Genomic DNA, 22,966 nt, shown 5'->3' on the forward strand with positions numbered 1-22,966 from the left:
CGGCGCCCATGTTCATCGGAACACCGGGGGTCGGCCCGGGCTAGGGGCGGAAGGCCCGCCATCGGAACGTGGCACTTGTCCGGCATTCCAGACAGCCGTTCCTGTGGGAGGCTGTCGGTTGACCGTCGCCGGGCGCATGCTTAAGTACGGGATACCGGACACCACCCGACCGTGAAGAGGATCAATGCCACCCACCAGCACCGCAGTGAGCCCCGCCGCCGCCACGTTGTCCGCAGCGCCTGACACGCCCGCGCCCAAGGCCGTCCACAGGGCCGCCGGAACCAAGGCGGCGTCGAAGGTGCCGGCCGCCGAGAACACGCTGCGCATCCTCAAGCTGCTGGCCTCCCGGCGCGGGCCGATGGCGGCGTCGAACATTGCCACCGCGCTGGGACTGCCGCGCTCCAGCGTCTACCACCTGCTCGGGGTGATGGAGGCGAACGGCTTCGTGCTGCACCTGCACGAGGAGCAGCGCTACGGCCTGGGCATCAGTGCATTCGAGCTCAGCTCGGCCTATTCCCGGCAGGAGCCGCTGTCCCGGCTGGGCCGGCCAATGCTCGCCTCGCTCGTGGACGTGATCGGCGAAAGCGCGCACCTGGCGGTGCTGCACGGCCGCGACGTGCTCTACATCGTGGAGGAGCGGGCCAAGAACCGGCCGTCCCTGGTGACCGACGTCGGCGTCCGGCTGCCCAGCCATCTGACCGCCAGTGGACGGGCCATCCTCGCCGCGCTGCCGAAGTCGCAGGTGCGGGCGCTGTACCCGAACGCTGCCGCCTTCACAGCCCGGCACGAAACCGAATCGCCCATCATGAAGTACTCCGCGCTGTCTTCGCATCTGGACCAGGTCCGCCAGCGCGGCTACGCCACCGAACATGGCGAGGTGACCCCCGGATTCGGTTCGATCGCCGCCGCCGTGACCGACCACGTAGGGTGGCCCACCGCCGCCGTCGCCGTGACGTTCCTGGAGGACAAGCTGCCCGCGGATCATTGGCCGGTCCTGGCCGCCCGGGTCCAGAAGGTCGCCAACGAGCTCTCGGTCCGGATCCACGGCCGCCCCGCCTGACCGGCTGCCCATCCCACCCCTATCCCCACCCCCCGGTTGCGCTGTCACTTAGGGCTCCCATTCGCCCTTTTTAGCAACCGGAAGTGATCGCGCAACGGGGGAGGGGAAGGGTCTGGAATCCCGGACAGCACCCCTCCGGCAGGCCTGTTTCCGCGGCCGCGAAGGGGCTTTAGTTGATACAGAACCTCATTCCTCCGGATACACCAGGACACCCGTCCGAACAGACATCATCCGGCCACATATCCAGCGACAAAGGAGACCCTCATGGCACCCGCCGATTTCACCACCGGTGCCCGCCCGGTCAAAGCAGCCCGCGGCACCGAGCTCACCGCCAAGAGCTGGCAGACGGAAGCCCCGCTGCGCATGCTCATGAACAACCTCGATCCCGAGGTCGCCGAGCGCCCCGATGACCTGGTGGTCTACGGCGGCACCGGCCGCGCCGTCCGGTCCTGGGCCGCGTTCGACGCCATCACCCGCACCCTGGAAACCATGGAAAAGGACGAGACCCTCCTGGTCCAGTCCGGCAAGCCGGTCGGCGTCTTCCGCACCAACGAATGGGCACCGCGCGTGCTGCTGGCCAACTCCAACCTCGTCGGCGACTGGGCGAACTGGCCCGAGTTCCGCCGGCTCGAGGCCGAGGGCCTGATGATGTACGGCCAGATGACCGCCGGGTCCTGGATCTATATCGGCACCCAGGGCATCCTGCAGGGCACCTTCGAGACCTTCGCCGCGATCGCCCGTAAGCTCACCGGGGACGAGAACGGCACGCTCGCCGGCACCCTGACCCTCACCGGGGGCTGCGGCGGCATGGGCGGCGCCCAGCCGCTCGCCGTCACCCTGAACGACGGCGCCTGCCTGATTGTCGACGTCGACGAGACCCGCCTGCGCCGCCGGGCCGGGAAGCGTTACCTCGACGAGGTCGAAACTGATCTCGACGCCGCGATCGCCAAGGTCCTGAAGGCCAAGGAAGAGCGCCGCGGCTGGTCCGTGGGCTACGTCGGCAACGCCGCCGAGGTCTTCCCCGAGATCCTGCGCCGCCACAACGCCGGCGAGCTCACCGTCGATATCGTCACGGACCAGACCTCCGCGCACGACCCCCTGAGCTACCTGCCCGAGGGCATCACGGTCGAGGAATGGCACAGCGAGGCCGCGGCCGATCCCGAAGGCTTCACCAAGAAGGCCCAGGCCTCGATGGCCAAGCACGTCCAGGCCATGGTCGAGTTCCAGGACGCCGGCGCCGAGGTCTTCGACTACGGCAACTCCATCCGTGACGAGGCTCGCAAGGGCGGCTACAACCGCGCCTTCGAATTCCCCGGCTTCGTCCCGGCCTACATCCGGCCGCTGTTCTGCGAGGGCCTCGGCCCGTTCCGCTGGGTGGCCCTCTCCGGCGACCCCGAGGACATCGCAGTCACAGACAAGGCCATCAAAGAGCTCTTCCCCGAGAACAAGCATCTGCACCGCTGGCTCGATGCCGCCGCCGAACGGGTCGAGTTCGAAGGCCTGCCGGCCCGCATCTGCTGGCTCGGCTATGGCGAACGCGCCAAGGCCGGCCTGCTGTTCAACCAGCTCGTCAAGGAGGGCAAGGTCAAGGCGCCCATCGTGATCGGCCGCGACCACCTCGACTCCGGCTCCGTCGCCTCCCCGTACCGCGAGACCGAGGCCATGGCCGACGGCTCCGACGCGATCGCCGACTGGCCGCTGCTCAACGCCCTTCTCAACACGGCCTCCGGCGCCACCTGGGTTTCCATCCACCACGGGGGCGGGGTCGGCATCGGCCGCTCCATCCACGCCGGCCAGGTCTCCGTTGCCGACGGCACCGATCTCGCCGCGGAAAAGCTCGCGCGCCTCCTGACCAACGATCCCGGCATGGGCGTCATCCGCCACGCCGACGCCGGCTACGACCGCGCCGTCGAGGTCGCCAAGGAACGCGGCGTCCGCATCCCGATGAACGAAAAGAAGTAGGAACACCATGACTGTTACAACCCACGAACCGCTCACCGTCACCCTCGGCTCCAGCGGTGTCACCCCCGAGGACGTCGTGGCCGTTGCCCGCCACGACGCCCACGTCACCATCGCCCAGGACGCCCTGGACGCCGTCGCCAAGGTCCGTGCCCACATCGACGACCTCGCCCACAGCGAGGTCCCGGCCTACGGGATCTCCACCGGCTTCGGGGCGCTGGCCAACCGGCACATCCCCAACGAGCTGCGCACCCAGCTGCAGAAATCCCTAATCCGCAGCCACGCCGCCGGCATGGGCCCGGCCGTGGAACGCGAAGTGGTCCGCGGCATCATGTTCCTGCGTGCCAAGACCCTGGCCTCCGGCCGCACCGGCGTCCGCCCGGTGGTGCTGCAGACCATGGTGGACGTGCTCAACGCCGGCATCACCCCGGTGGTCCGCGAATTCGGCTCCCTCGGCTGCTCGGGCGACCTCGCGCCGCTGTCCCACTGCGCCCTGGTCCTGATGGGCGAAGGTGAGGCGACCGGCCCCGACGGCACGCTGTACGGGAGCAAGGATGCCCGCCCGGTCGCCGAGCTCCTCGCCGCGCACGGCATCGAACCCGTCACGCTGGCCGAAAAGGAGGGCCTGGCCCTCGTCAACGGCACCGAGGGCATGCTCGGCATGCTGCTGATGGCCATCGCGGACATCCGCCAGCTGCTTACGACGGCGGACATCACCGCCGCGCTCAGCGTCGAGGCGCTGCTCGGCACCGACCAGGTGTTCCTGCCGGAGCTGCACGCGGCGCTGCGCCCGCACCCGGGCCAGGCCGCCGCCGCGGACAACATGCTCCGTGTGCTGTCCAACTCCCCGATCGTGGCCTCGCACCGGATCAACGACACCAAGGTCCAGGACGCCTACTCGCTGCGCTGCGCACCCCAGGTGGCCGGCGCCGTCCGCGACACCGTGGACCATGCCGCCCTGGTCGCCTCCCGCGAACTGGCCGCCGCGATCGACAACCCGGTGGTCCTGCCCGACGGCCGGGTCAGCTCCAACGGCAACTTCCACGGCGCCCCGGTGGCCTACGTGCTGGACTTCCTGGCGATCGCCGTCGCGGACCTGAGCTCCATCGCCGAGCGCCGGACCGACCGGATGCTGGACCCGGCCCGCTCGCACGGGCTGCCCGCCTTCCTGGCCTCGGACCCCGGCGTCGACTCCGGCCTCATGATCGCCCAGTACACGCAGGCCGGCCTGGTCTCGGACAACAAGCGGCTGGCCGTCCCGGCGTCGGTGGACTCGATCCCGAGCTCGGCGATGCAGGAGGACCACGTCTCCATGGGCTGGCACGCGGCCCGCAAGCTCCGCCGCGCGGTGGAGAACCTGCGCCGGGTCCTGGCGATCGAACTGGTGACCTCGGCCCGGGCGCTGGACATCCGCACCCAGCTCTCCGGCGGCGAACTCACGCCGGGACCTGCGGGCGCGGCCGTGATCGCCGCGCTGCGCGACGTCGTCGACGGTCCGGGCACCGACAGGTTCCTGTCACCGGAGCTCGAAGCGGCGGATGCCCTCGTGGCCTCGGGCAAGGTCCGGGCGGCGGCCGAATCCGCCGTCGGAAATCTCGCCTGAGAAGAAACAAAATGCAGGGCAGCTGAACAATTCCCGGCGCCCCCGAAATCTTTGGCGACACGGACGGCGGGGGCCCGGGAACTGTAGTACAAATGGAGAGTCCACACCAACGAAGTTGTGGCAAAGAACACATACAAAGGGGTAAGAGTTCTATGAAAGCACGCGGCACGGTACTGTCCAGGCGCCTAGCATCCGCAGCTACGGTTTCCGACTGGAGCGGCCTCCGGGTCGGCGAACGCGTCGAAATTGTCAAGCACGCACAGGTCATTGCGGCCGGTGAGGTCGAAGAGGTCTCGGTAAGCGGGAATGTGCTCTGGCTGGTCCCCGCGGGGCCGTCGGAAACGCAGCTTTTCCTGCAGTCCGACGGCGTGCAGGTCCGCCGCAGCTAGGCTGGCCGGGTTTTACGCGTTCACGCGTATCGTTGGGTGAGGGGCGCCGTTCCACAGGGACGGGGCCCCGACTCATCCCCCGGGCATCCGGGCCCGGGCAGGAGGACCACGCAGTGTTTGAGGCTCCCAGCATCGTTTTTGCCGCGGCAGGCATGGCCGTTTTCGCCGCCGCACTCCTGCCCAAGCTGCTGCGAAACGCGCCGCTGTCCATGCCGATGGTCTTCCTGGCCGCCGGCATACTCGCCTTCACATTCATCCCCGGCCTGCCGGCGCCAGATCCCCTGCAATATGGGGAGTTCACCACCCACGTGACGGAAGTCTGCGTCATCATTTCCCTGATGGGCGCGGGCCTCGCACTCGACCGTCCCGTGGGACGACGCGAATGGTCCACCACCTGGCGGATGCTGGGGATCGCCATGCCGGTCTGCATTGTTGCACTGACCCTGCTGGGGCTCTGGGCGCTGGGGCTGGGGCTCGGAGCGGCACTGCTGGTCGCAGCCGCGCTCGCCCCAACCGACCCGGTGCTGGCCTCTGAAGTGCAGGTGGGCGAGCCCGCCGACGACGAGCACGAAACCGAGCGTGGCGAAGACGAGATCCGTTTCGGCCTCACCTCCGAGGCAGGCCTGAATGACGGGCTGGCCTTTCCGTTTGTCTACCTGGCCATCGCCATCAGCCTGTCCGGGTCGGCGCCGTCCGAGTGGTTTTGGCCCTGGTTCCTCACCGATGTCCTGTGGCGGATCGGCATGGGGCTACTCGTCGGCTGGCTGGCCGGGAAAGCGTTGAGCCAGCTGTTCTTCTCCGCCCGCGACAGCATCCGGCTGTCCAACCACTCGGAGGGCTTCGTGGCGCTGGCGGCGACGTTCCTCGCGTACGGGGTGACGGAAATGCTGGAAGGCTACGGGTTCATCGCCGTCTTTGTATGCGCCGTGACCATTCGGGCCGCTGAACGCACGCATGGGTTTCACCGTGTCATGCACGCCTATGTGGAGCAGCTCGAACGTCTCATGACGGTGGTCATCCTGGTGCTGCTGGGCGGCGCGATTGCACGAGGTCTGCTGGCCGGCATTGGCTGGGCGGAGGTTCTGGTGGCGCTGGCGTTCCTGCTGCTCGTCCGTCCGCTGGCCGGCTGGACCGGCCTCGCCCGGGGTAAGACCGGCCCGCGGGAACGGATCGCCATCGCCTTTTTCGGCATCCGCGGCATCGGCTCGCTCTACTATCTCGCATACGCGCTCAGCAACGGCGACTTTGGAGCCCAGGCCGAGGAATTGTGGGCGTTCATCGGCCTGGTGGTGGGGATGTCCATCGTGTTGCATGGGGCGACAACGGCTCCCGTCATGAACCGGCTGGACCGGCTACGCGAACGGAAGGCTGTGCAGCAACATGGCGACGAGGGCAAGGCGCCGAAAACGCCTATCTGAGGCGGCGGCTGACCGTTCCCGCCGCCCCGCCTATCCCAGCAGCGTATTGACCAGCCGGGCGGCCACTTTGGCGGTGCGGCCGTCGATGTCGAACTCCGGGTTCAGCTCGGCGATATCCAGATGCAGGAGCTTCCCGCTCGCGGCCACCTGGCGGCACACGGCGCTGATCACCGGCAGCGGCACACCAAAGGCCGCGGGAGCGCTCACCCCGGGGGCCACGGAGGCCGGCAGCACGTCCAGGTCGATGGTCAGGTACACCGCGTCCACCTGTGCCAGGAAGGCTGCCACAAACGCGTGCGCGGCGTCCGCCGAGCAGTCCTCGTCCAGCAGGTAATCCACGCCGAGCTCGTCTGCCGTCCGGAACAGCGTGCGGGTGTTGTTCGGCTCGGAAATCCCGACGACGGCGTAGCGCAGTTCGCGGCCGGCGGCTGCTTCGGTGCGGGCCATCTGGAGGAACGGCGTGCCGGAGCTGGGCACCGGCTCATCGCGGAGGTCGAAGTGCGCATCGAGATTCAGCACGCCGACGCTCAGGCCCTCGCGCACGGCCGCCGACCCGGCCACGCCGAGATAGCTGGCAAAGGCGGTCTCGTGTCCGCCGCCGAGCACCACGGGAAGCCCGCCGGCGTCGAGCAGACTGGTGATCGCGAGCCCGGCGCGTGCCTGTCCTGCCTCGAGCGCGTCCCCGGCCACGGTGACGTCGCCGGCGTCGTGCACGGCCCGCGTCAGGTGGAACGCGAGCGGGCCGAGCGCGGCCCGGATGGCGGCGGGGGCGGCCGCGGCGCCGGTCCGGCCCTTGTTCCGCCGCACCCCGGCGTCGCTGCCGAAGCCGAGGATGACGGCGGGGCGCGCAGCAGGGACACCCGCCGGAACCGTGCCGGGAGCGTAGGGGGTCACCGCCTGCCACCAGCGCCGGTGCTCGTCGCCGTCGCCGTCGAACCTGCCGGTCCAGGGCTGGGGCGGGACATCAACGGGGAGCGCGGGAGAAACCATGCCCCTAGCTCACCGCAGCCCGGGCCGGAAAACCAGCCGGACCGCCGTCGGACTGTCCGGAATCCCGGAAACCGAGCTTAAACGCCGCCGGGCGGGCCACGCCGGGKGGGCGKGGCCCACCCGGCGGGCGTGACCGCGGGCGGGGCTGCGTTAGTGGATCCCCAGGGCGGCCTCGATCGGGCCGATCGCGAAGAAGAGCAGGAACGCGGACGCCACGGCCCACATCAGCGGGTGCACCTCGCGGGCACGGCCCTCGAACAGGCGGATCAGCACGAAGCTGATGAAGCCAGCGCCCAGGCCGTTGGCGATCGAGTACGTGAACGGCATGAGGGTGAAGGTCAGGAAGGCCGGAATCGCGATGCCCCAGTCCTGCCAGTCGATCTTGCCCACCTGGGAGACCATCATGAAGCCGACCACCACGAGGGCGGGGGCCACGGCCTCGAACGGCACGAGGTTGATCAGCGGGGTGAAGAACATCGCCACGAGGAACAGCAGGCCGGTGACGACGGAGGCCAGGCCGGTGCGTGCGCCTTCGCCGATGCCGGCACCGGACTCGACGTAGATCTGGTTCGAGGAGACGGAGGCGCCGCCGCCGATGATCGCGCCCAGGGCGTCCACCTGCAGCACGCGGTCGACGTCGGGGATGTTGCCGTCCTTGTCGATGGTGCCGGCCTCGGTGGCCAGTCCCACCATCGTGCCCATGGCGTCGAAGAAGATGCTGAGCAGGATCACGAACGCCAGCAGGGTCGCCGCGACGAAGCCGAGGTGTTCAAAGGCGCCGAAGGGGTTGGCCTTGCCGATCAGGGACAGGTCCGGGGCCGTCCACTCGGAGAACTGCGGTGCCACGAGGGACCAGCCCTGCGGGTTGTGGGTCTTGCCGTCAAAGCTGGGCCCGATGTGCAGGATGGATTCCAGGATCACGGACAGGATGGTCGAGGCCACGATGCCGATCAGGATGGCGCCCTTGACCTTCCGGACCACCAGCGCGATGGTCAGGATCAGGCCGAAGACGAACACGAAGGTCGGCCAGCCCAGGAGCTTGCCGTCGAAGCCCAGGCCGACCGGGACGGTGGTGCCGGCGACATCGGGGACGCGGCGCACGAAGCCCGCGTTGACGAGACCGATCAGGGCGATGAACAGGCCGATGCCCACCACGATCGCGGTCTTCAGCCCCTCGGGTACGGCCTTGAACACGGCCGTCCGGAAGCCGGTGAGGACCAGGATCAGCATGGTGATGCCCGAGAGCATCACCAGGCCCATCATGTCCGGCCAGGTCAGGCCGGGGTTCGTGGCCACCGTGACGGCGACGAACGCGTTGACGCCGAGCCCGGTGGCCAGGGCGAAGGGATGCTTGGCCCACGCGCCCATGAGGATGGTCAGGATGCCGGCCACGAACGCGGTGACGGCGGCGACGGCGGGGAAGCCCAGCGTGGCGCCCGAGGAGTCCGGCCCGGAGAGGATCAGCGGATTCAGCACCACGATGTAGCTCATGGCGAAGAACGTGGCGAACCCTCCGCGGATCTCGCGCGAGACGTTCGACCCCCGCTCGGATATCTTGAAATACCGGTCGAGTGCCGAGCCCTGCTTGAGCATTAGGTCTTGCATTAGTCCTCCGGGAGTGATGGGTGTTGCATATATCTTATTTGGCGCCCGAGGGCCAACCCTGCGTTTTCGCCTAGTCTGTAAGGAAGCCAACACTAGGAGTAGCCTGCCCATGCGCCGTATCCGCCAGCTTCGCAGCGCCCTGCTGGGCGCCGTCGTCCTTGTGGCCGTCCTGCTGGGAGCAGTGAGCCCGGCGGCGGCGCACGACACCGCGGAGTCCACCAGCCCGGCTGCCGGGGCAACCGTCGCGGCACCGCCGGAGCAGGTCTCGGTCACGTTCAACCACAATCCGCTCGCCCTGGGGTCGCAGATCCTGGTCAATGACGCCACCGGCGCCAACTGGTCGGACGGTCCCGTGGAAATCGTGGACAACGTCGCTGCGCAGAAGCTGAAGTCCGGCGCCCCCGCAGGGCCGTACACCGTGCACTGGCGGGTGGCCAGCTCCGACGGCCACCCGATCGAGGGCAGCTTCACGTTCACCGCGACGGCGGCTGCGGCAGGCACGACGGCGGCTGCCGGCGTCCCCACGATGGGCACCGCCCAGCCGGGGACCACACCGGCGCCTGCCCCTGCGCCAGCCGGGTCGCAGCAGTTTCCCTGGAGCGTCATGGTCTTCGTCGCCGTCGGGGTCGGCATCCTGGTGGCCCTGGGCCTGATGGCCAAACGCCGCCTCACACCGGACGATGGCGGCGACACCGAAGGCTGAAACAAACCGACGCGACTCCGGCAACGCGGCCAAAGCGCTGCTAGGCGGGGGCGGCCAGGGCAAAGCCGCCGGGCAGCAGCGCGGGGATCCCGTTCGGGTGGACCTTGGCGGAGATTGCCTGTCCCACCACTTTGGCCTGGCGCAGGACTTCCTTGGGCGTCGGGGTAATGAGCTCGCCCACCCCCACGAGGTACATTCCCAAGGCATGCATCGCCGCCATGAGGTTCTGCCCGGCTGCCATGCCAAGTTCCGAGAGCATGCGGCGCAGCTGGCTGTGGGCGCAGCGGGTCAGGACAAGGTGGTCGGCCAGCAGGACGCCGCCCGGGGTCTGGACGGCCCACTTCTCGGTGGGTGAGCCGTCCGTGCCGGCCTCCAGGAGGTCCAGCTGCAGGGCCCGGATGTTGTTCCGCACGTCGAGCTTGTGGCTTGCGGCGTAGTTGCGCAGGTGCCGCAGGATTTCGTTGCGCTCCCTCAGGCTTGCGGCGTCCGCCGCGTCGCAGCGCTGAAGCGAGGAGGTGTTGGCCGGATGGCCGGCACCCAGGAGGTCGAGCCCGTCCACAATGATGGACGCAACGCCCCGGCGCTGGAGCTCGCTGGCCACAGCCAGGCCGGAGAGCCCCGTCCCGATGACTACGGCCGTGGTCCGCTCAATCCCGCCGTACAAAGGCATGCTCGACACTGCAGGGTACCTCCTTGAAATGGTGCGAGTCGCGGGGGAAACCCCGGACGCCAACCCGTGCCTGGTTCCACAGCCCCAGCGGCTGCTTTCTGGAACACCAGTCTCGGTTCAGCAATGCCTCGAAGGATACCTAAGATTCCCGCCCGTGGATAGGGGAGGTAGGACATTGGCTGTGGTGCCGGATTCCGGCGGTTTCCGTGCCCCCGCTCCAGCGGAAACCGGCTCAAAAGCCTGAATTTCCGGGCCGGGAAACGGCGTGTTAACTCTGCGTAAATCCTTCCGCCGCGGGCGGCCGGGGACGCCGTGCCGCCGTCTTGAATGTTCGCAATTAACCGAGAATAGTGAGGAAAATCAGGGGTTCCTGCACGCAGATTCCGGGTCGCCTCGCCGGTGGACGCCGGGCGGCAGTACTTCTGGCAGAATAGCCGCAACATCAGGCAAGAATCGCGAGGAGGCGGACCCTATGGGCCGTGAACAGGTGCATCCGGACCCGGCATGGGAGACCGGTGGCGAGCCGGCGCCGCCCCGCGGAATCGTCGTGGGAGTGGACGGCTCGGACCACAGCCACTGCGCCCTGGTGTGGGCGGCCCGCGAGGCGGAGCGCCGCCGCCGCCCGCTGCACATCGTGACCGCCTATTCCGTTCCGATCTTCGCCGCTTCCGGGCTCGACGGCGGCTACGCCACGGTGGACGACTCCGTGATCCGCGAGGGCGCCGAAGCCATCCTCAAGCACGCCATGGACAAGATCGCCTTCTACAACATCGACGTCGACGCGTCCGTCGAAAACGGGGACGCGTCCGGCGTGCTGCTGGAAATCAGCGAAACCGCGGAGCTTCTGGTCTTCGGCACCCGCGGCCGCGGTGGCTTCGTGGGCCGGCTGCTCGGCTCCGTCAGCAGCGCGCTGCCCGCCCACTCGAAGTGCCCCACCGTGACCGTGCCGCTGATCTGCGCGGACCGCCTGGGCGAAACCACAGACGACAAGCACGTCCTCGCCGAACGTGCCAGGTCGGGCAGCCAGCCGGTGGAGAACGTCGTGGTCGTCGGTGTCGACGGTTCCGAGCAGGCCCGCGTCGCCGTGCTGGAGGCCGCAGCGCAGGCCGAGCGGCTCTCCGCCCGGCTCCGCGTGGTGTGCGCGGTGCCGCAGTACACCGGCTCGCTGGCATGGGTGCCCACCCCGATGGATCGCGACGCACTGTTCGCCGACATCAAGGTACAGCTCGACGCCGGCGTGGCCTGGCTGCGGAGCCACTTCCCGGCCCTGCAGGTGGAGACGCAGCTCGTCGACGGCTCGCCCGTCGACATCCTCGTCGACGCCAGCCGGCACGTGGAGCTCGTGGTGGTCGGCACCCGAGGGCGCGGCGGATTCACCGGGATGCTGCTGGGCTCCACGTCCGACGGCGTCCTCCACCACGCCAAGGGCCCGGTCATGGTGGTGCCGGACCGCGACGACCCGCGGCTGGCGGACAGAGCCAGCTTCGGCCCGATGCTCGGCGACTCCTAGAAGGCGACGGGCCCGGCGTCGGAAGGACGGTTAACGGATGGAGCACCCCGGGACGCCGGACCCTGCCGAGGGCGGGCCGGTCCTGGCCCTTGAACGCCTTGGCCCGGACATGCTGGCCACCGTCGGCGGGAAGGCGGCGAACCTGGGCGAACTGGCACGCGCCGGCCTACCGGTGCCCGCCGGCTTCTGCCTGGCCACCAGGGCGTATCTGGACGCCACGGCATCCCCGGCGCTGGCGGACGTGCACCGCGCCCTCGCCGCAACAGCCCCCGACGACCTGGCGGGGCTGGCTGCGCTTGCCGCGAAGGCCCGCGCGCTGGTGCTCGACGCCGATGTCCCCGCCGGCATCGACGCCGCCGTGCGCGCCGCCTATGCGGCGCTGGGCACCGACACGGCGGTCGCCGTGCGGTCCTCCGCGACCGCCGAAGACCTGCCGTTTGCCAGCTTCGCCGGCCAGCAGGACACTTTCCTGAACGTGGTGGGTGCGGATGCCGTGCTGGCAGCCGTCCGCCGGTGCTGGGCCTCGCTGTGGACAGACCGCGCGGTGACCTACCGCGCGGTGCAGGGGATTGAGCCCTCGGCGGTGTCCCTCGCCGTGGTGGTCCAGCGCATGGTGGACGCGGCCGTGGCCGGGGTGCTGTTCACGGCCAATCCCGTGACCGGCCGGCGGCACGAGGCCGTCATCGACGCCAGCCCGGGGCTGGGGGAGGCCGTGGTGTCCGGGGCGGTCAACCCTGACCACTTCGTGCTCGATGGCACCACGGGACGGATCCTCGAGCGGCGAATTGGGGACAAGGGCCTGCTCATCCGTCCCCTGCCCGGCGGCGGCACCGAGCGGGTGGCGCAACCGGACGCCGGGCTGGCGCCCAGCCTGGACGACGCCCAACTGGCAGCCCTGGAGCTCCTGGGCCGCCGCGCGGAGGTGCACTTCGGCTCGCCGCAGGACCTCGAATGGGCCATCGGCCGGGACGGTGCCGTGTGGCTGACGCAGTCCAGGCCCATCACCACGCTCTATCCGATGCCGGACCGGCCTCCCTCCGGGCCGACGCCGCGGGTCTATTTGTGCTTCAGCCTGGCCCAGGGGCTGACCCGGCCCCTCACCCCGATGGGACTCGCCGGCATCCGGCTGATTGCGTCCTCGGTTGCGGGGGCGGCGCATTTCCCGGTGCCGGTGCCCCGTGACGGGCCCGCGCCGTACGCGGAGGCCGGCCAGCGGATTTTCTTCGATCTCACGCCGGTGCTCCGGAGCCAGACGGGGCGCGCCATCGTCCCCCGCGTGTTTGACGTCATGGAGGCGCGTTCGGCCGTCGTGTTGCGCCAACTTTTCGCCGACCCCCGGTTCTCCGTCGTCTCAACCTCGCCCTGGCGGCTCCTGCGCCACATCGCCCCGGTGGCGGCGCGGGCGAGAGTCCCGGAGACGCTGATCCGTGCCTTGATCCGGCCCGAGGACGCGCTGCGCCGGGCAGACCGGGTGGGCGAACAGCTCAGGGCCTCACTCACGGTGCCCGCCGGCGCCACGGCCGCGCAGCGCCTGGACCACGTTGAGCGGATCCTCGGCCGGAACGTCTTTCCGGTGGTTCCCGCCCTCCTGCCGTTGCCCGCGTTGGGGTTCGCCTTGCTGGCCGTGGCCGGAAAACTCGCCGGGAAACAGGGGAACGGGGCGCTGCAGGAAGTCCTGCGGGGGCTGCCCAACAACGTGACCACCGAAATGGACCTGGACCTGTGGTCGCTCGCAACTGCCATCCGCCACGACCCGGCGTCGGCGGCGGTGTTCGGGGAAGCCGCATTGCCCGAGATAGCCCGGCGTTACCGGGCGGGGGACCTGCCCGGCGTCGTGCAATCCGGGCTGCGGGATTTCCTGGGCCGGTACGGCCACCGGGCCGTGGCGGAGATCGACGTCGGCATGCCCCGCTGGTCTGATGACCCGACCCACATCCTCGGGGTCCTGGCCAACTATCTGCGCATGGATGATCCTGCGCTCGCCCCGGACCGGCAGTTCGGCAAGGCGGCCCGCGAGGCGGAGGCGCAGGTGGCCGGGCTGGTGGCCGCGGCGGGGCAGCGCAGCCGCCTTCGCGGTGCACTCGCCCGCGCCGCGCTGCGGCGGACCCGGATGTTCGCCGGGCTGCGTGAGCTGCCCAAGTACCACCTCGTGGAAGCGCTCGGCGCCGTCCGGCAACAGCTCGCAGCCGTCGGGGCCGAACTCGCCGCGGCCGGGGCCATCGATGCGGCGGACGATATCTTCTTCCTCGACCTGGCTGACGCGCACCGGGGGCTCGGCGGCGCCGCGCTGCAGGGGCTCGTGGCACGGCGCCGGGAGGCGTACGCGGCCGAACTGGGGCGCCGGCACATTCCCCGCGTGCTGCTCTCGGACGGTACCGAGCCCGAGGCGGTGCAGATCACTGCGATACAGACCACAGCCGGCGGAAGGGGGCCGGCGGGTTCTGACGGCGGCGCGGGGCGGCTCTCCGGCACGCCAGCTTCGGCCGGCACCATCACGGCCCGGGCCCGGGTGATCCTGGACCCCCAGGGCGCGCACCTGGAACCGGGCGAGATCCTCGTGGCGCCGTCCACCGATCCGGGCTGGACGCCGTTGTTCCTGACGGCCGGCGGCCTCGTGATGGAAATGGGCGGGCCCAACTCCCACGGCGCCGTCGTCGCCCGGGAATACGGGATCCCCGCAGTGGTGGGGGTCCCCGACGCGACGTCGAGGATCGCCACGGGCCACAGCATTACGGTCGACGGCGCCGCCGGCACCGTGACGCCGTCAACGCCGCCGGCACCCTGACGCCGTCACCCTGACGCCGGCCACTTCGCGCCGGGCCGCCGGCGGCGGCGGGCTCCGCACCATGGTGTCGGCCGGCTCGCTACAGTGGGGCCATGAGCGAAGTGCGCGGCTCCGAGGGCCGGGAGCCCGGGAGCGCCGGAGTTCCCGCGGCGGGCAACTCGGCGCCTGACACCCGGCCGCCCGGCAGCCCCGCGCCTGCGACTGACGCGACCCCCGCTGACGCGACCCCCGCGCCCGCGGACCCTGACGCGTGGCTGCCGGAGTGGTTCGTGGGGCGTCCGCTCACCGCCGGCTGGGCGTGGGCAGGGTTCTGGGCGGTGCTGATCGTGGCCGACGAGTTCCTGGATCTGGCCGGCTGGTCCTGGTATGTGCTGGTTGGCCTCGCCGCCCTGCCGACGCTGCTGGCAAGCATCGCCCTTCTGCACGCCACCCCGCGCCGCTACCTGAAGCCGCGCCGGGACACGGTCCTGGGCCACTTCTTCGTCCGCTTCCTGGCCCTGATCGCCGCCTTCCTCGTGTGGGGCGTGTCCGTGGTCATGAGCGCCTCGATCTCAACCACCCTCCAGTCACTCGTCGGGGCGTCCGAACGCGAGGTCACCGCGGTGGGCTTCAACCTCCTGCTGGCCGCGATCCCGCTGGTGGTCTCCGTACTGTGGCTGGCCTTCATCATTCGCTGCGCCTGGTTCCTGCGGCGGCTCCGGGGCTGGAAACAAACGCCGGAACCGGGCGCCGTGCCCAAGAAGTTCCTGCGGGACAGGCCGCGGCTGAGGCGGGTGGTGGTGGGCCTGGCCCACCCCGGCCTGCTGCTCGTGGCGGGCCTGGGCACCTCCGTGCTCGCGTTCCTGCTGGGCGCCGTGGAACTGACCATTAATGTGCTGAAGTAGGATAACCGGGCCGCCGGGGCCAGGCGTACTGTTGACCTATGAGCTGCACTGAAGCGCGCATTCCCCAGGCGCGGATAGTTGGAACATCTCTTTCCGGAGCGCGGTCGCGATGACGCGCACGTGGCTGCGCTGGCTGCCTGCTGCCGCCGTTCCTGCCGTTATTGCCGCCGGCGCACTGGCCGGATCCCTGCCCGCCAGCGCCGGGGATCCCCTGCCGCCCAAGACGCCGGAGCAGGTGCTGCAGTTGATTGCCCAGCACCGCGAGCCCGCCCTCTCCGGAACCCTGGAACAGTCCTCTGCGCTCGGGCTTCCCGAGCTGCCCAAGACCGGTGCCGGCTCGGACGCGTCAGGTACGGCATGGCTCGAACTGCTGACGGGGCCGCACACCGCGCGGGTTTATCGCGACGGCCCGGACAACGCCCGCGTCCAGGTGATGGACCGGCTGGCCGAACGCAACGCCATCCGCCACGGCAGCGACGTGTGGTTCTACAACTCCAAGGACAACACGGCCGCCCATGCCCAGCTCCCGGCCGGCGACGCCGGTGACACAGGCCGTCACAGCGCCGGCAGCGACGTCACCGCCACCCCCGACCAGCTCGCCGCGATGCTTCTGGCCAAGATCGAACCGGGCACCGACGTGGCGGTGGGAGCCGATGTCCAGGTAGCCGGCCGGCCAGCCTACAACCTGGTGCTGACACCAAAGTCCGATGCGACGCTGGTCGGGTCCATCGCAGTAGCCGTTGACGGCCAGACCGGTCTGCCGCTGGGCGTCGAGATCAAGGCGCGCGGTCAGTCGGATCCCGCCTTCCGCGTCGCCTACACCAGCCTGAGCCTCGGGGCCCCAGACGCGTCGGTCTTCACATTCACCCCGCCGCCGGGTGCCACGGTCGAGGAGATTCCGGTAAAGGAGCACAAGCACGGAAACGACGCCGGGAACGCGACGGCGCCGGCGGCCAAGGACCCCGCCGGCAAGCCGGCCGTCACCGGCTCCGGCTGGGACTCGGTTGTTGAGTTCCCGGCGGGAACGGCCGGCCCGGCGTCGGACGCCACGGCCCTCCTCGAACAGGCCACCGTCCCGGTCCAGGGCGGCCGGCTCGTGTCCACGGCGCTGGTGAACGTGTTGGTGCTCGACGACGGCCGGGTCGTCGCCGGCTCCGTGCCACTGGAGCGGCTCCAGGCCGCTGCCGCACAGAAGTGATGTCCGGCGCGGTATCCGGCGGCCGACGGTTGCTCCCTGACCATCCGGTGACGGCCGCGTGAGCGCCGCCGGGCCGGCGGCCGAGCTGAGCATTGAGACCACGGGCCTGACCAAACGGTTCGGCCAGCAGATGGCTGTTGACGGCGTCGACCTGGCCGTGCCGAAAGGCGCGGTCTTTGGTTTCCTGGGCCCGAACGGTTCGGGGAAGACCACCACCATCAGGCTCCTGCTCGGCCTGGCCACGGCCACGGGAGGTTCCGTGCGCGTGCTGGGCGAGGAGATGCCCGGCAAACTCAATGACGTGCTGCCCCGGGTCGGGGCGCTGGTGGAAGGACCGGCGTTCTACCCGTTCCTCTCCGGCGCCGCCAATCTGCGCCGCATGGACGCCGCGGACCCTTATGGTTCGGGCGCGACGCGGCGTGCCCGCGTCCAGTCAGCCCTGGAACGGGTGGGTTTGACGCACGCCGCGGACAAGCTGGTCCGGGCCTACTCGCTGGGGATGAAGCAGCGGCTGGGGATCGCCAACGCACTGCTCGCCCCGCGGGAACTGCTGGTGCTGGACGAGCCCACCAACGGGCTGGATCCGCAGGGCACCCGTGAGGTGCGGAGCCTGGTGCGATCGCTCGCGGCCGACGGCGCCACGGTGTTCGTCTCCAGCCACTTGCTGGCCGAGGTCGAGCAGATCTGCACCCATGCGGCCATCATGAGCGCCGGCCGGCTTGTGGCGCAGGGAACCCTGGCGGAACTGCGCGGGGCCGGCCAGGCAAGGATCCGCGTGTTGACCCCGGATCCGGGTACCGCGGCGCAGGTGCTGGCCGGCCTGGGCCTGACCGCGACCCTGGGCATCGACGGCCATACTCCCGGTGCCGCTGGTTCCGGTGCCGCCGGCTCCGGGACCGACGCGGCCCTGTTCGCGTCACTGCCTGGGGCTCCGGCTGCGGGTCCGGCTGTGGCTCCGCCAGGGGCGGCAGCCCGGGAAGACGGAGGATCGTCCCGGTCCGTGGAGACCGTGCAGCCGGAGGCCGTGGTGGCGGCCCTCGTGGCGGCGGGGGTCCGGGTCCGCGGTTTCGCGACCGAACAGGCCAGCCTTGAGGACCGGTTTGTGGCATTGACGGGGGAGGGGTTCGACGTTGTCCAGTAACAGCTCATCCGCGGGCGATCCGGCAGCAGGCCCGTCAGTTGCCCCGGCGCCGGGACACAGCGAAGCGGCCGGTGGCCGCAGCGGCGCGGCCGCAGACGCTGTCGGGGACAGCGGGGCCGGCGCTGCGCCGGTCCGGCGCGGGTCCCTGACCGGTGATCTGCTGGCGTCCGAGCTCGGGGTGCTGTTCCGCCGCCGCAGGACGTGGGCCATGTTGTGCGCGCTGGCGGCCATCCCGATCCTGATCGCGGTCGCGGTGCGGGTCTCCTCGGCCGTGCCGGCAGGCCGCGGGCCGGCCTTCCTGGACCGGATCGCCCAGAACGGCCTGTTCGTGGGCGTCACGGCAATGGTGGTCTCCGTTCCGCTGTTCCTGCCCCTTACCGTCGGCGTCGTGGCCGGAGACACGATCGCCGGGGAGGCCGGACAGGGGACCCTGAGGTACCTGCTGGTGGCTCCCGCCGGGCGGATCCGCCTGCTGATCGTCAAATATGCCGGGGCGGCCGTGTTCGTGATCGTTGCCCCGCTCGTGGTGGCCCTGACCGGGGCCGGAATCGGCGCGGCGCTCTTCCCTGTGGGGCCGGTGACCCTGCTCTCCGGCGACACGATCGGCACCGGAGAGGCCATGGTCCGGCTCCTGCTGATCGCCGCCTACCTGGCGGTTTCGCTGCTGGGGTTATCGGCGATCGGGCTGTTCATCTCCACCCTGACCGATGTTCCGGTGGGGGCCATGGCGGCCACCGTGGTGCTCTCGGTCGTCGCGCAGGTCCTGGACGCGCTGCCGCAACTCGAGTGGCTGCATCCCTGGCTTTTCAGCCACTACTGGCTGGACTTTGGCGATCTGCTCCGGCAGCCGGTTTCCTGGGATTCCTTGGCCGCCAATGCCCTCCTCCAGGGCGGCTACGTCGCCGTCTTCGGCGCGCTGGCCTACGGCAGGTTCATCACCAAGGACGTGCTCTCCTAGCCGCCAGTCTCAGTAACGGGCCGCGTAGCCGTACAGCTGCATCCCGGACATGGCGGCAACATCGGTCACGGTAATGCCGGCGTCGGGGTTCAGCGCCTGGACCACGCGGCCGCCGCCGAGGTAGATGGCCACGTGGTAGAAGCCCGGGGCCGAACCCCAGACGAACAGATCGCCCGGACGCGCCTGGGAGAGCGGGACATGGACCGGGGCCTGGGCGAACTGCTGGGAGGCAGTGCGGGGCAGGTACTTCCCTGCCGCAGCGAACGCATTCTGCACCAGGCCCGAGCAGTCAAACCCATAGCTCCCGGTTCCGCCGTACTGGTAGAAGAATGGCGATCCGGTCTTGCCGAGCGCCACCGAAATCGCGGTCTGGTTTGACCCGCCAGAAATCGGCGCCGGAACCGGAACAGGTACTGGCGCCGGAACCGGGGCAGGAATCGGTGCGGGGACCGGAGCAGGTACTGGCGCGGGATCCGGCGCGGATGCCGGATCCGGCGCGGGTGCGGGTGCGGGTGCGGGCGCGGGTGCGGGTGCGGGCGCTGCAGCGGGGGCCGGCACGTCGGCGGGAGCCGGAGCGGCTGGCTGTCCTGCTGCCGAATCGTCCCGTCCCGGAGCTGTTGGTGCCGGCTGTGAACCCGTGCCAGGCTGCGGCGCGGGGCCCGCCGCCGCGGTCAGTGCTGCGAGCCGAGCCTGCTGGCGCTGGCGGTCGAGGGCGTCCACCCGGGCCGATTCCAGCGCCGCGGTGGTGTTTCTCAGGCTTGCCAGCTGGTCCACGAGCGCGCTGCGCTGCGCTTTGGCATCGGCCACGACCTGGCGCTGGGCTGCAGCGGCGCGGTCGGCGTCGGCCTTGCGGTCCGCGGCAGTCGCGGCGGCCTCGTCGGCGGCGCGGTTGGCGTCCGCTGCGGCTTCGGTCAGGGACTGCGCGGCCGTGGCCGCGTTTTCCGCGGACTCGAAGGCCCGCGCGCGTCCGGCCGTTACAGCCTCCAGCGTGGCGGCATCCTCCAGGGCCCGCCCGGAGCCGCTGACAAAGCTGCTGAGGGCCGGGTTCAGGCCGCCGTTGCGGTACAGGTCACCGGCCAGCTGGCCGAGCTGTTTGCGGGTTTTGGCCTGTTCTGCCCCGGCGGCGGCAGCCCTGGCGGCCGCCACAGCCGCCGCGTCACGGCGTGTGGCCAGCTCCACGAGGGCCTCGCCGTACGCGTTGTTAGCTTGCAGGGATGCGGCGAGGCTGGTTTCCTGACCGGCCGACGCGTCGGCCAAAAGCCCGTCGATCCTGGTGACCTCTGCCGCCGTCGAGCTCGCACTGGACTTGGCGGCAGCGATCTCTTCCGGTGAGGGGATCTCCGGCGACGCCGGAACCCGGCCGGCAGTCTCCAGCGGCGGGCGCCCCTGCGCAGAAAGCTGCGAAGAAATCAGCGCGGAGGTCAGCGGCGCGGCCTGGGCCGGGAGCGCGAGCGTTCCGAGGAGGACGACGGCGGTGCAGAGCACAGCCGTCTTGCGGCCGGATCGGATCCAACTCATGGGCAACCTCGCTGAAGTCTCAGGCTGGAGTGAGCGAGGTCGGATTTGGCGCGTGAAAGCCCTCTGCGGATCACCCAGCAGGCATGAGGCTACGTGCCAAAGGCTACTTTGGCAACACGAGTCACATGAATAACATAAACAACACGAGTGTCATTTGGCCACGTCCGTGACGGGCGTGTCCTGCCGACGGTCAGGCGTGCTGGTGTGCCTCGTGCTCTGAATGCGTGGTGGGCTCGAGCTGGAACGTGCAGTGTTCGGTGTCGAAATGGGAGCCAAGGCAGCTGGTGAGTTTGTCCAGGACCCGGTCGGCGCCCTTGGCGCCGAGCGCTGCGTCCTCCACCACCACATGGGCGGAGAAGACGGGGACACCAGAGGTAATGGTCCAGATGTGGATGTCGTGGACGGATACCACGCCGTCCACCGCCAGGATGTGGTCGCGGATCATCTGAACGTCCACGCCCTTGGGCGTGGCCTCGAGGAGCACGTCCACGACGTCGCGCAGCAGGTGCCAGGCACGGGGCAGGATCATGAGGGCGATGAGGATCGAGGCAATGGTGTCGGCCGCCTGGAACCCGGTGACCATGATGACCACCGCCGCCGCGATGACGGCAAAGGACCCCAGCAGATCCCCCAGGACTTCGAGGTAGGCGCCGCGGACGTTCAGGCTTTCCTTCTGGGCGCCGCGCAGGATCAGCAGGGAGACCAGGTTGGCGACGGCGCCGAGGACCGCCGCGGCGAGCATGACGTCGGTGTGAACCTCCGGGGTGGTGCCGAGCCTGCGGATGGCCTCGGTGAAGATGACCACCGAGATGACGATCAGGACCAGTGCGTTGGCCAGCGCCGCCAGAACCTCGGCGCGCTGGTAACCGTAGGTGCGCAGATCGCTGGCGGGCCGGGTGGCGATCCATGCGGCCAGCAGGGCGATGAAGACGCCGGCTGCGTCCGAGAGCATGTGTCCGGCATCGGCGAGCAGGGCCAGGGAGCCGGAGACCACCGCACCGATCGTCTGCACGAGCACCACGGCGAGCGTGATGGCCAGGACGGCGACCAGGCGCTTGCGGTGCTTGCCGGTGGCAGTCAGGCCGTGCGAGTGGCTGTGGTCGTGTCCCATGCCTACAAGGCTATCCCCAGCCGAGCTCGTGCAGGCGCGCGTCGCTGATGCCGAAGTGGTGGGCGATCTCGTGCACCACGGTGACGGTGACTTCCTCGATCACGTCCTCCCGGGAGGTGCAGATGTCCAGGATGGGTTGGCGGAAAATGGTGATCCGGTCCGGCAGCGAGCCGGCGTCCCACCAGGAGTCCCGCTCGGTCAGGGGCACCCCCTCATAGAGCCCCAGCAGCACGGTGTCCGGATCCTCCCCGGGCTGCGGGGTGTAGTCGTCCTCGATGAAGATCGCGACATTGCTCATGGTCTTTGCCAGATCCGGCGGGATCCGGTCGAGGGCATCACTCACGGCAGCCTCGAAATCGGCCTCGGACATCGGGAAGGGGCCGTCACCACCGTCCCCGCCGTTCGGAACGATCGGCAGGCCGGGCGGGAGGGAGGAGGGCATAGGCAAACTCTAGCGGGACCGGCGCCGGGTCAGCCCCACGCCCACAAGGCAGATCACGCCGCCCACCAGGCCCCAGATGGTCGGAATCTCGCCCAGAACCAGCCAGGAGATCAGGATTGTGGTGCCCGGGACCAGGTAGGTGGTGGCCGCGAGGCGTCCCGCATCAATCATCGAGAGCGCATAGGCCCAGGTGGTGAACGCGATCGCAGTGGGGAAGATGCCCAGATAGACCAGGCCCAGGGTGGCCGGCAGGGGCGCGGCCTGCAGCTCGGTGACCAACTGGCCGCTGAAGGGCAGGCAGCACAGGGCGCCCACCATGATGCCGAACCAGGTGGCCTGGGCGGCCGGGAACTTGCGGAGCACCGGTTTTTGGACGATCACGCTCACGGCGGCCAGCCCGGCAGCGAGCAGGCAGAGCAGCACGCCGGCCACGTCCGCCGTCGACCGCTGGCCGGAACCAAGCGCAATCACGGCCACGCCGCCGAACGCGATCAGGCTGCCGATGATGAGCCAGCGCGGGAACCCTTCCTTCAGGATCACACCGGCCATGACGGCGACCAGGATGGGGTTGACGTTGATCAGCAGGGCGGCCGTGCCCGCGTCGAGCATGTGTTCGGCGGCGTTCAGGGCCACGTTGTAGCCTCCGAACCACATGACGCCATAGGCCAGGATGGGCCACCACTCGCGGCCCCGGGGCAGGCCCCTGAGCTTGGGCACCACCAGCAGGCCCAGCACGACGGCGGCAACGGCCAGCCGGCCGAGGGTCAGGGAGCCGGGGGAGAAGCTCGGGCCCACGGCCCGGATGCCCACGAAGGCGGAGGCCCACAGGACCACGGTGACGACGACGGCGGCGATGCCGAGCCTGCTGATCGTGGCCGGCTGCCCGGGAGGGGGCGGCGCGGGTTGCGGGGCGGGTGCGGGGGCAGCGTGCGGAGACCCTTCGTGGGGGCCTGCGGACGGAGTGGGGCCGGATGCGGCTGTTGTTGCCATGCTGCCAATGTAGCCGTTCCCGCCTCCTCCCG

Annotated in this window: 19 protein-coding genes; 12 read left to right on the forward strand and 7 right to left on the reverse strand. The window is 70.1% G+C overall.

Annotated features, from left to right (window positions below):
* The first annotated feature begins 184 nt into the window (after positions 1–184).
* From AC1DZV_RS08950 to AC1DZV_RS08970, 5 genes are all read left to right on the forward strand, one after another.
* Positions 185–1,060 carry an IclR family transcriptional regulator gene (locus tag AC1DZV_RS08950; protein WP_476953491.1) on the forward strand — a complete coding sequence of 292 codons (876 nt, stop codon included), beginning with the start codon at positions 185–187 and terminating at the stop codon, positions 1,058–1,060.
* A gap of 264 nt (positions 1,061–1,324) precedes the next feature.
* Positions 1,325–3,022 carry a urocanate hydratase gene (gene hutU, locus AC1DZV_RS08955; RefSeq protein WP_243181347.1) on the forward strand — a complete coding sequence of 566 codons (1,698 nt, stop codon included), beginning with the start codon at positions 1,325–1,327 and terminating at the stop codon, positions 3,020–3,022.
* A 7-nt stretch (positions 3,023–3,029) separates the two neighbouring features.
* Positions 3,030–4,622 (forward strand): histidine ammonia-lyase, encoded by a 1,593-nt coding sequence (gene hutH / locus AC1DZV_RS08960; RefSeq protein ID WP_476950723.1) that lies wholly within the window; start codon positions 3,030–3,032, stop codon positions 4,620–4,622.
* A gap of 152 nt (positions 4,623–4,774) precedes the next feature.
* Positions 4,775–5,011 (forward strand): hypothetical protein, encoded by a 237-nt coding sequence (locus tag AC1DZV_RS08965; RefSeq protein WP_018774814.1) that lies wholly within the window; start codon positions 4,775–4,777, stop codon positions 5,009–5,011.
* A 113-nt stretch (positions 5,012–5,124) separates the two neighbouring features.
* Entirely contained in the window at positions 5,125–6,429 is a 1,305-nt protein-coding gene (locus AC1DZV_RS08970; protein WP_476950724.1) for a cation:proton antiporter, read from the forward strand.
* Positions 6,430–6,459: 30 nt separating this feature from the next.
* On the opposite strand, the gene hutG is transcribed toward AC1DZV_RS08970, so the two are convergent.
* Together hutG and AC1DZV_RS08980 are read right to left on the reverse strand one after the other, a co-directional pair.
* Positions 6,460–7,419 carry a formimidoylglutamase gene (gene hutG, locus AC1DZV_RS08975; protein WP_476950725.1) on the reverse strand — a complete coding sequence of 320 codons (960 nt, stop codon included), beginning with the start codon at positions 7,417–7,419 and terminating at the stop codon, positions 6,460–6,462.
* 150 nt (positions 7,420–7,569) lie between these two features.
* Positions 7,570–9,012 (reverse strand): NCS2 family permease, encoded by a 1,443-nt coding sequence (locus AC1DZV_RS08980; protein WP_028277143.1) that lies wholly within the window; start codon positions 9,010–9,012, stop codon positions 7,570–7,572.
* A gap of 121 nt (positions 9,013–9,133) precedes the next feature.
* Between AC1DZV_RS08980 and AC1DZV_RS08985 the strand changes: the two genes are divergently transcribed.
* On the forward strand, positions 9,134–9,727 hold the full coding sequence (locus AC1DZV_RS08985) for a copper resistance CopC family protein (RefSeq protein ID WP_476953492.1): 594 nt from the start codon (positions 9,134–9,136) through the stop codon (positions 9,725–9,727).
* A 40-nt stretch (positions 9,728–9,767) separates the two neighbouring features.
* On the opposite strand, the gene AC1DZV_RS08990 is transcribed toward AC1DZV_RS08985, so the two are convergent.
* Positions 9,768–10,397: an NAD(P)/FAD-dependent oxidoreductase gene (locus AC1DZV_RS08990; protein WP_043436212.1), complete on the reverse strand. Its 630-nt coding sequence runs from the start codon at positions 10,395–10,397 to the stop codon at positions 9,768–9,770.
* A gap of 472 nt (positions 10,398–10,869) precedes the next feature.
* Between AC1DZV_RS08990 and AC1DZV_RS08995 the strand changes: the two genes are divergently transcribed.
* From AC1DZV_RS08995 to AC1DZV_RS09020, 6 genes are all read left to right on the forward strand, one after another.
* On the forward strand, positions 10,870–11,907 hold the full coding sequence (locus AC1DZV_RS08995) for a universal stress protein (protein ID WP_476950727.1): 1,038 nt from the start codon (positions 10,870–10,872) through the stop codon (positions 11,905–11,907).
* A gap of 37 nt (positions 11,908–11,944) precedes the next feature.
* Complete coding sequence (locus AC1DZV_RS09000) at positions 11,945–14,692, forward strand: PEP/pyruvate-binding domain-containing protein (RefSeq protein WP_476950728.1); 2,748 nt, start codon at positions 11,945–11,947, stop codon at positions 14,690–14,692.
* 92 nt (positions 14,693–14,784) lie between these two features.
* Positions 14,785–15,576: a hypothetical protein gene (locus AC1DZV_RS09005; protein ID WP_476950729.1), complete on the forward strand. Its 792-nt coding sequence runs from the start codon at positions 14,785–14,787 to the stop codon at positions 15,574–15,576.
* A 109-nt stretch (positions 15,577–15,685) separates the two neighbouring features.
* On the forward strand, positions 15,686–16,774 hold the full coding sequence (locus tag AC1DZV_RS09010) for a LolA family protein (RefSeq protein WP_476953493.1): 1,089 nt from the start codon (positions 15,686–15,688) through the stop codon (positions 16,772–16,774).
* Positions 16,775–16,832: 58 nt separating this feature from the next.
* Positions 16,833–17,915: an ABC transporter ATP-binding protein gene (locus AC1DZV_RS09015; protein WP_476953494.1), complete on the forward strand. Its 1,083-nt coding sequence runs from the start codon at positions 16,833–16,835 to the stop codon at positions 17,913–17,915.
* A gap of 145 nt (positions 17,916–18,060) precedes the next feature.
* Complete coding sequence (locus tag AC1DZV_RS09020) at positions 18,061–18,873, forward strand: ABC transporter permease (RefSeq protein WP_459385941.1); 813 nt, start codon at positions 18,061–18,063, stop codon at positions 18,871–18,873.
* Positions 18,874–18,882: 9 nt separating this feature from the next.
* Here the strand turns inward: AC1DZV_RS09020 and AC1DZV_RS09025 are convergent, their stop codons facing one another.
* The 4 genes from AC1DZV_RS09025 to AC1DZV_RS09040 form a co-directional block, all read right to left on the reverse strand.
* Positions 18,883–20,391, reverse strand: a complete 1,509-nt coding sequence (locus tag AC1DZV_RS09025; RefSeq protein WP_476953495.1) for a C40 family peptidase — start codon at positions 20,389–20,391, stop codon at positions 18,883–18,885.
* A 190-nt stretch (positions 20,392–20,581) separates the two neighbouring features.
* Positions 20,582–21,502, reverse strand: coding sequence for a cation diffusion facilitator family transporter (locus AC1DZV_RS09030; RefSeq protein WP_459383669.1), 921 nt, complete (start codon positions 21,500–21,502; stop codon positions 20,582–20,584).
* 10 nt (positions 21,503–21,512) lie between these two features.
* Positions 21,513–21,944, reverse strand: a complete 432-nt coding sequence (locus tag AC1DZV_RS09035) for a metallopeptidase family protein (protein WP_476950733.1) — start codon at positions 21,942–21,944, stop codon at positions 21,513–21,515.
* Between the two features lie 9 nt (positions 21,945–21,953).
* Positions 21,954–22,934 (reverse strand): DMT family transporter, encoded by a 981-nt coding sequence (locus tag AC1DZV_RS09040; protein WP_476953496.1) that lies wholly within the window; start codon positions 22,932–22,934, stop codon positions 21,954–21,956.
* Positions 22,935–22,966: the final 32 nt, after the last annotated feature.

This window comes from Arthrobacter sp. P1_D12 (assembly GCF_056406175.1).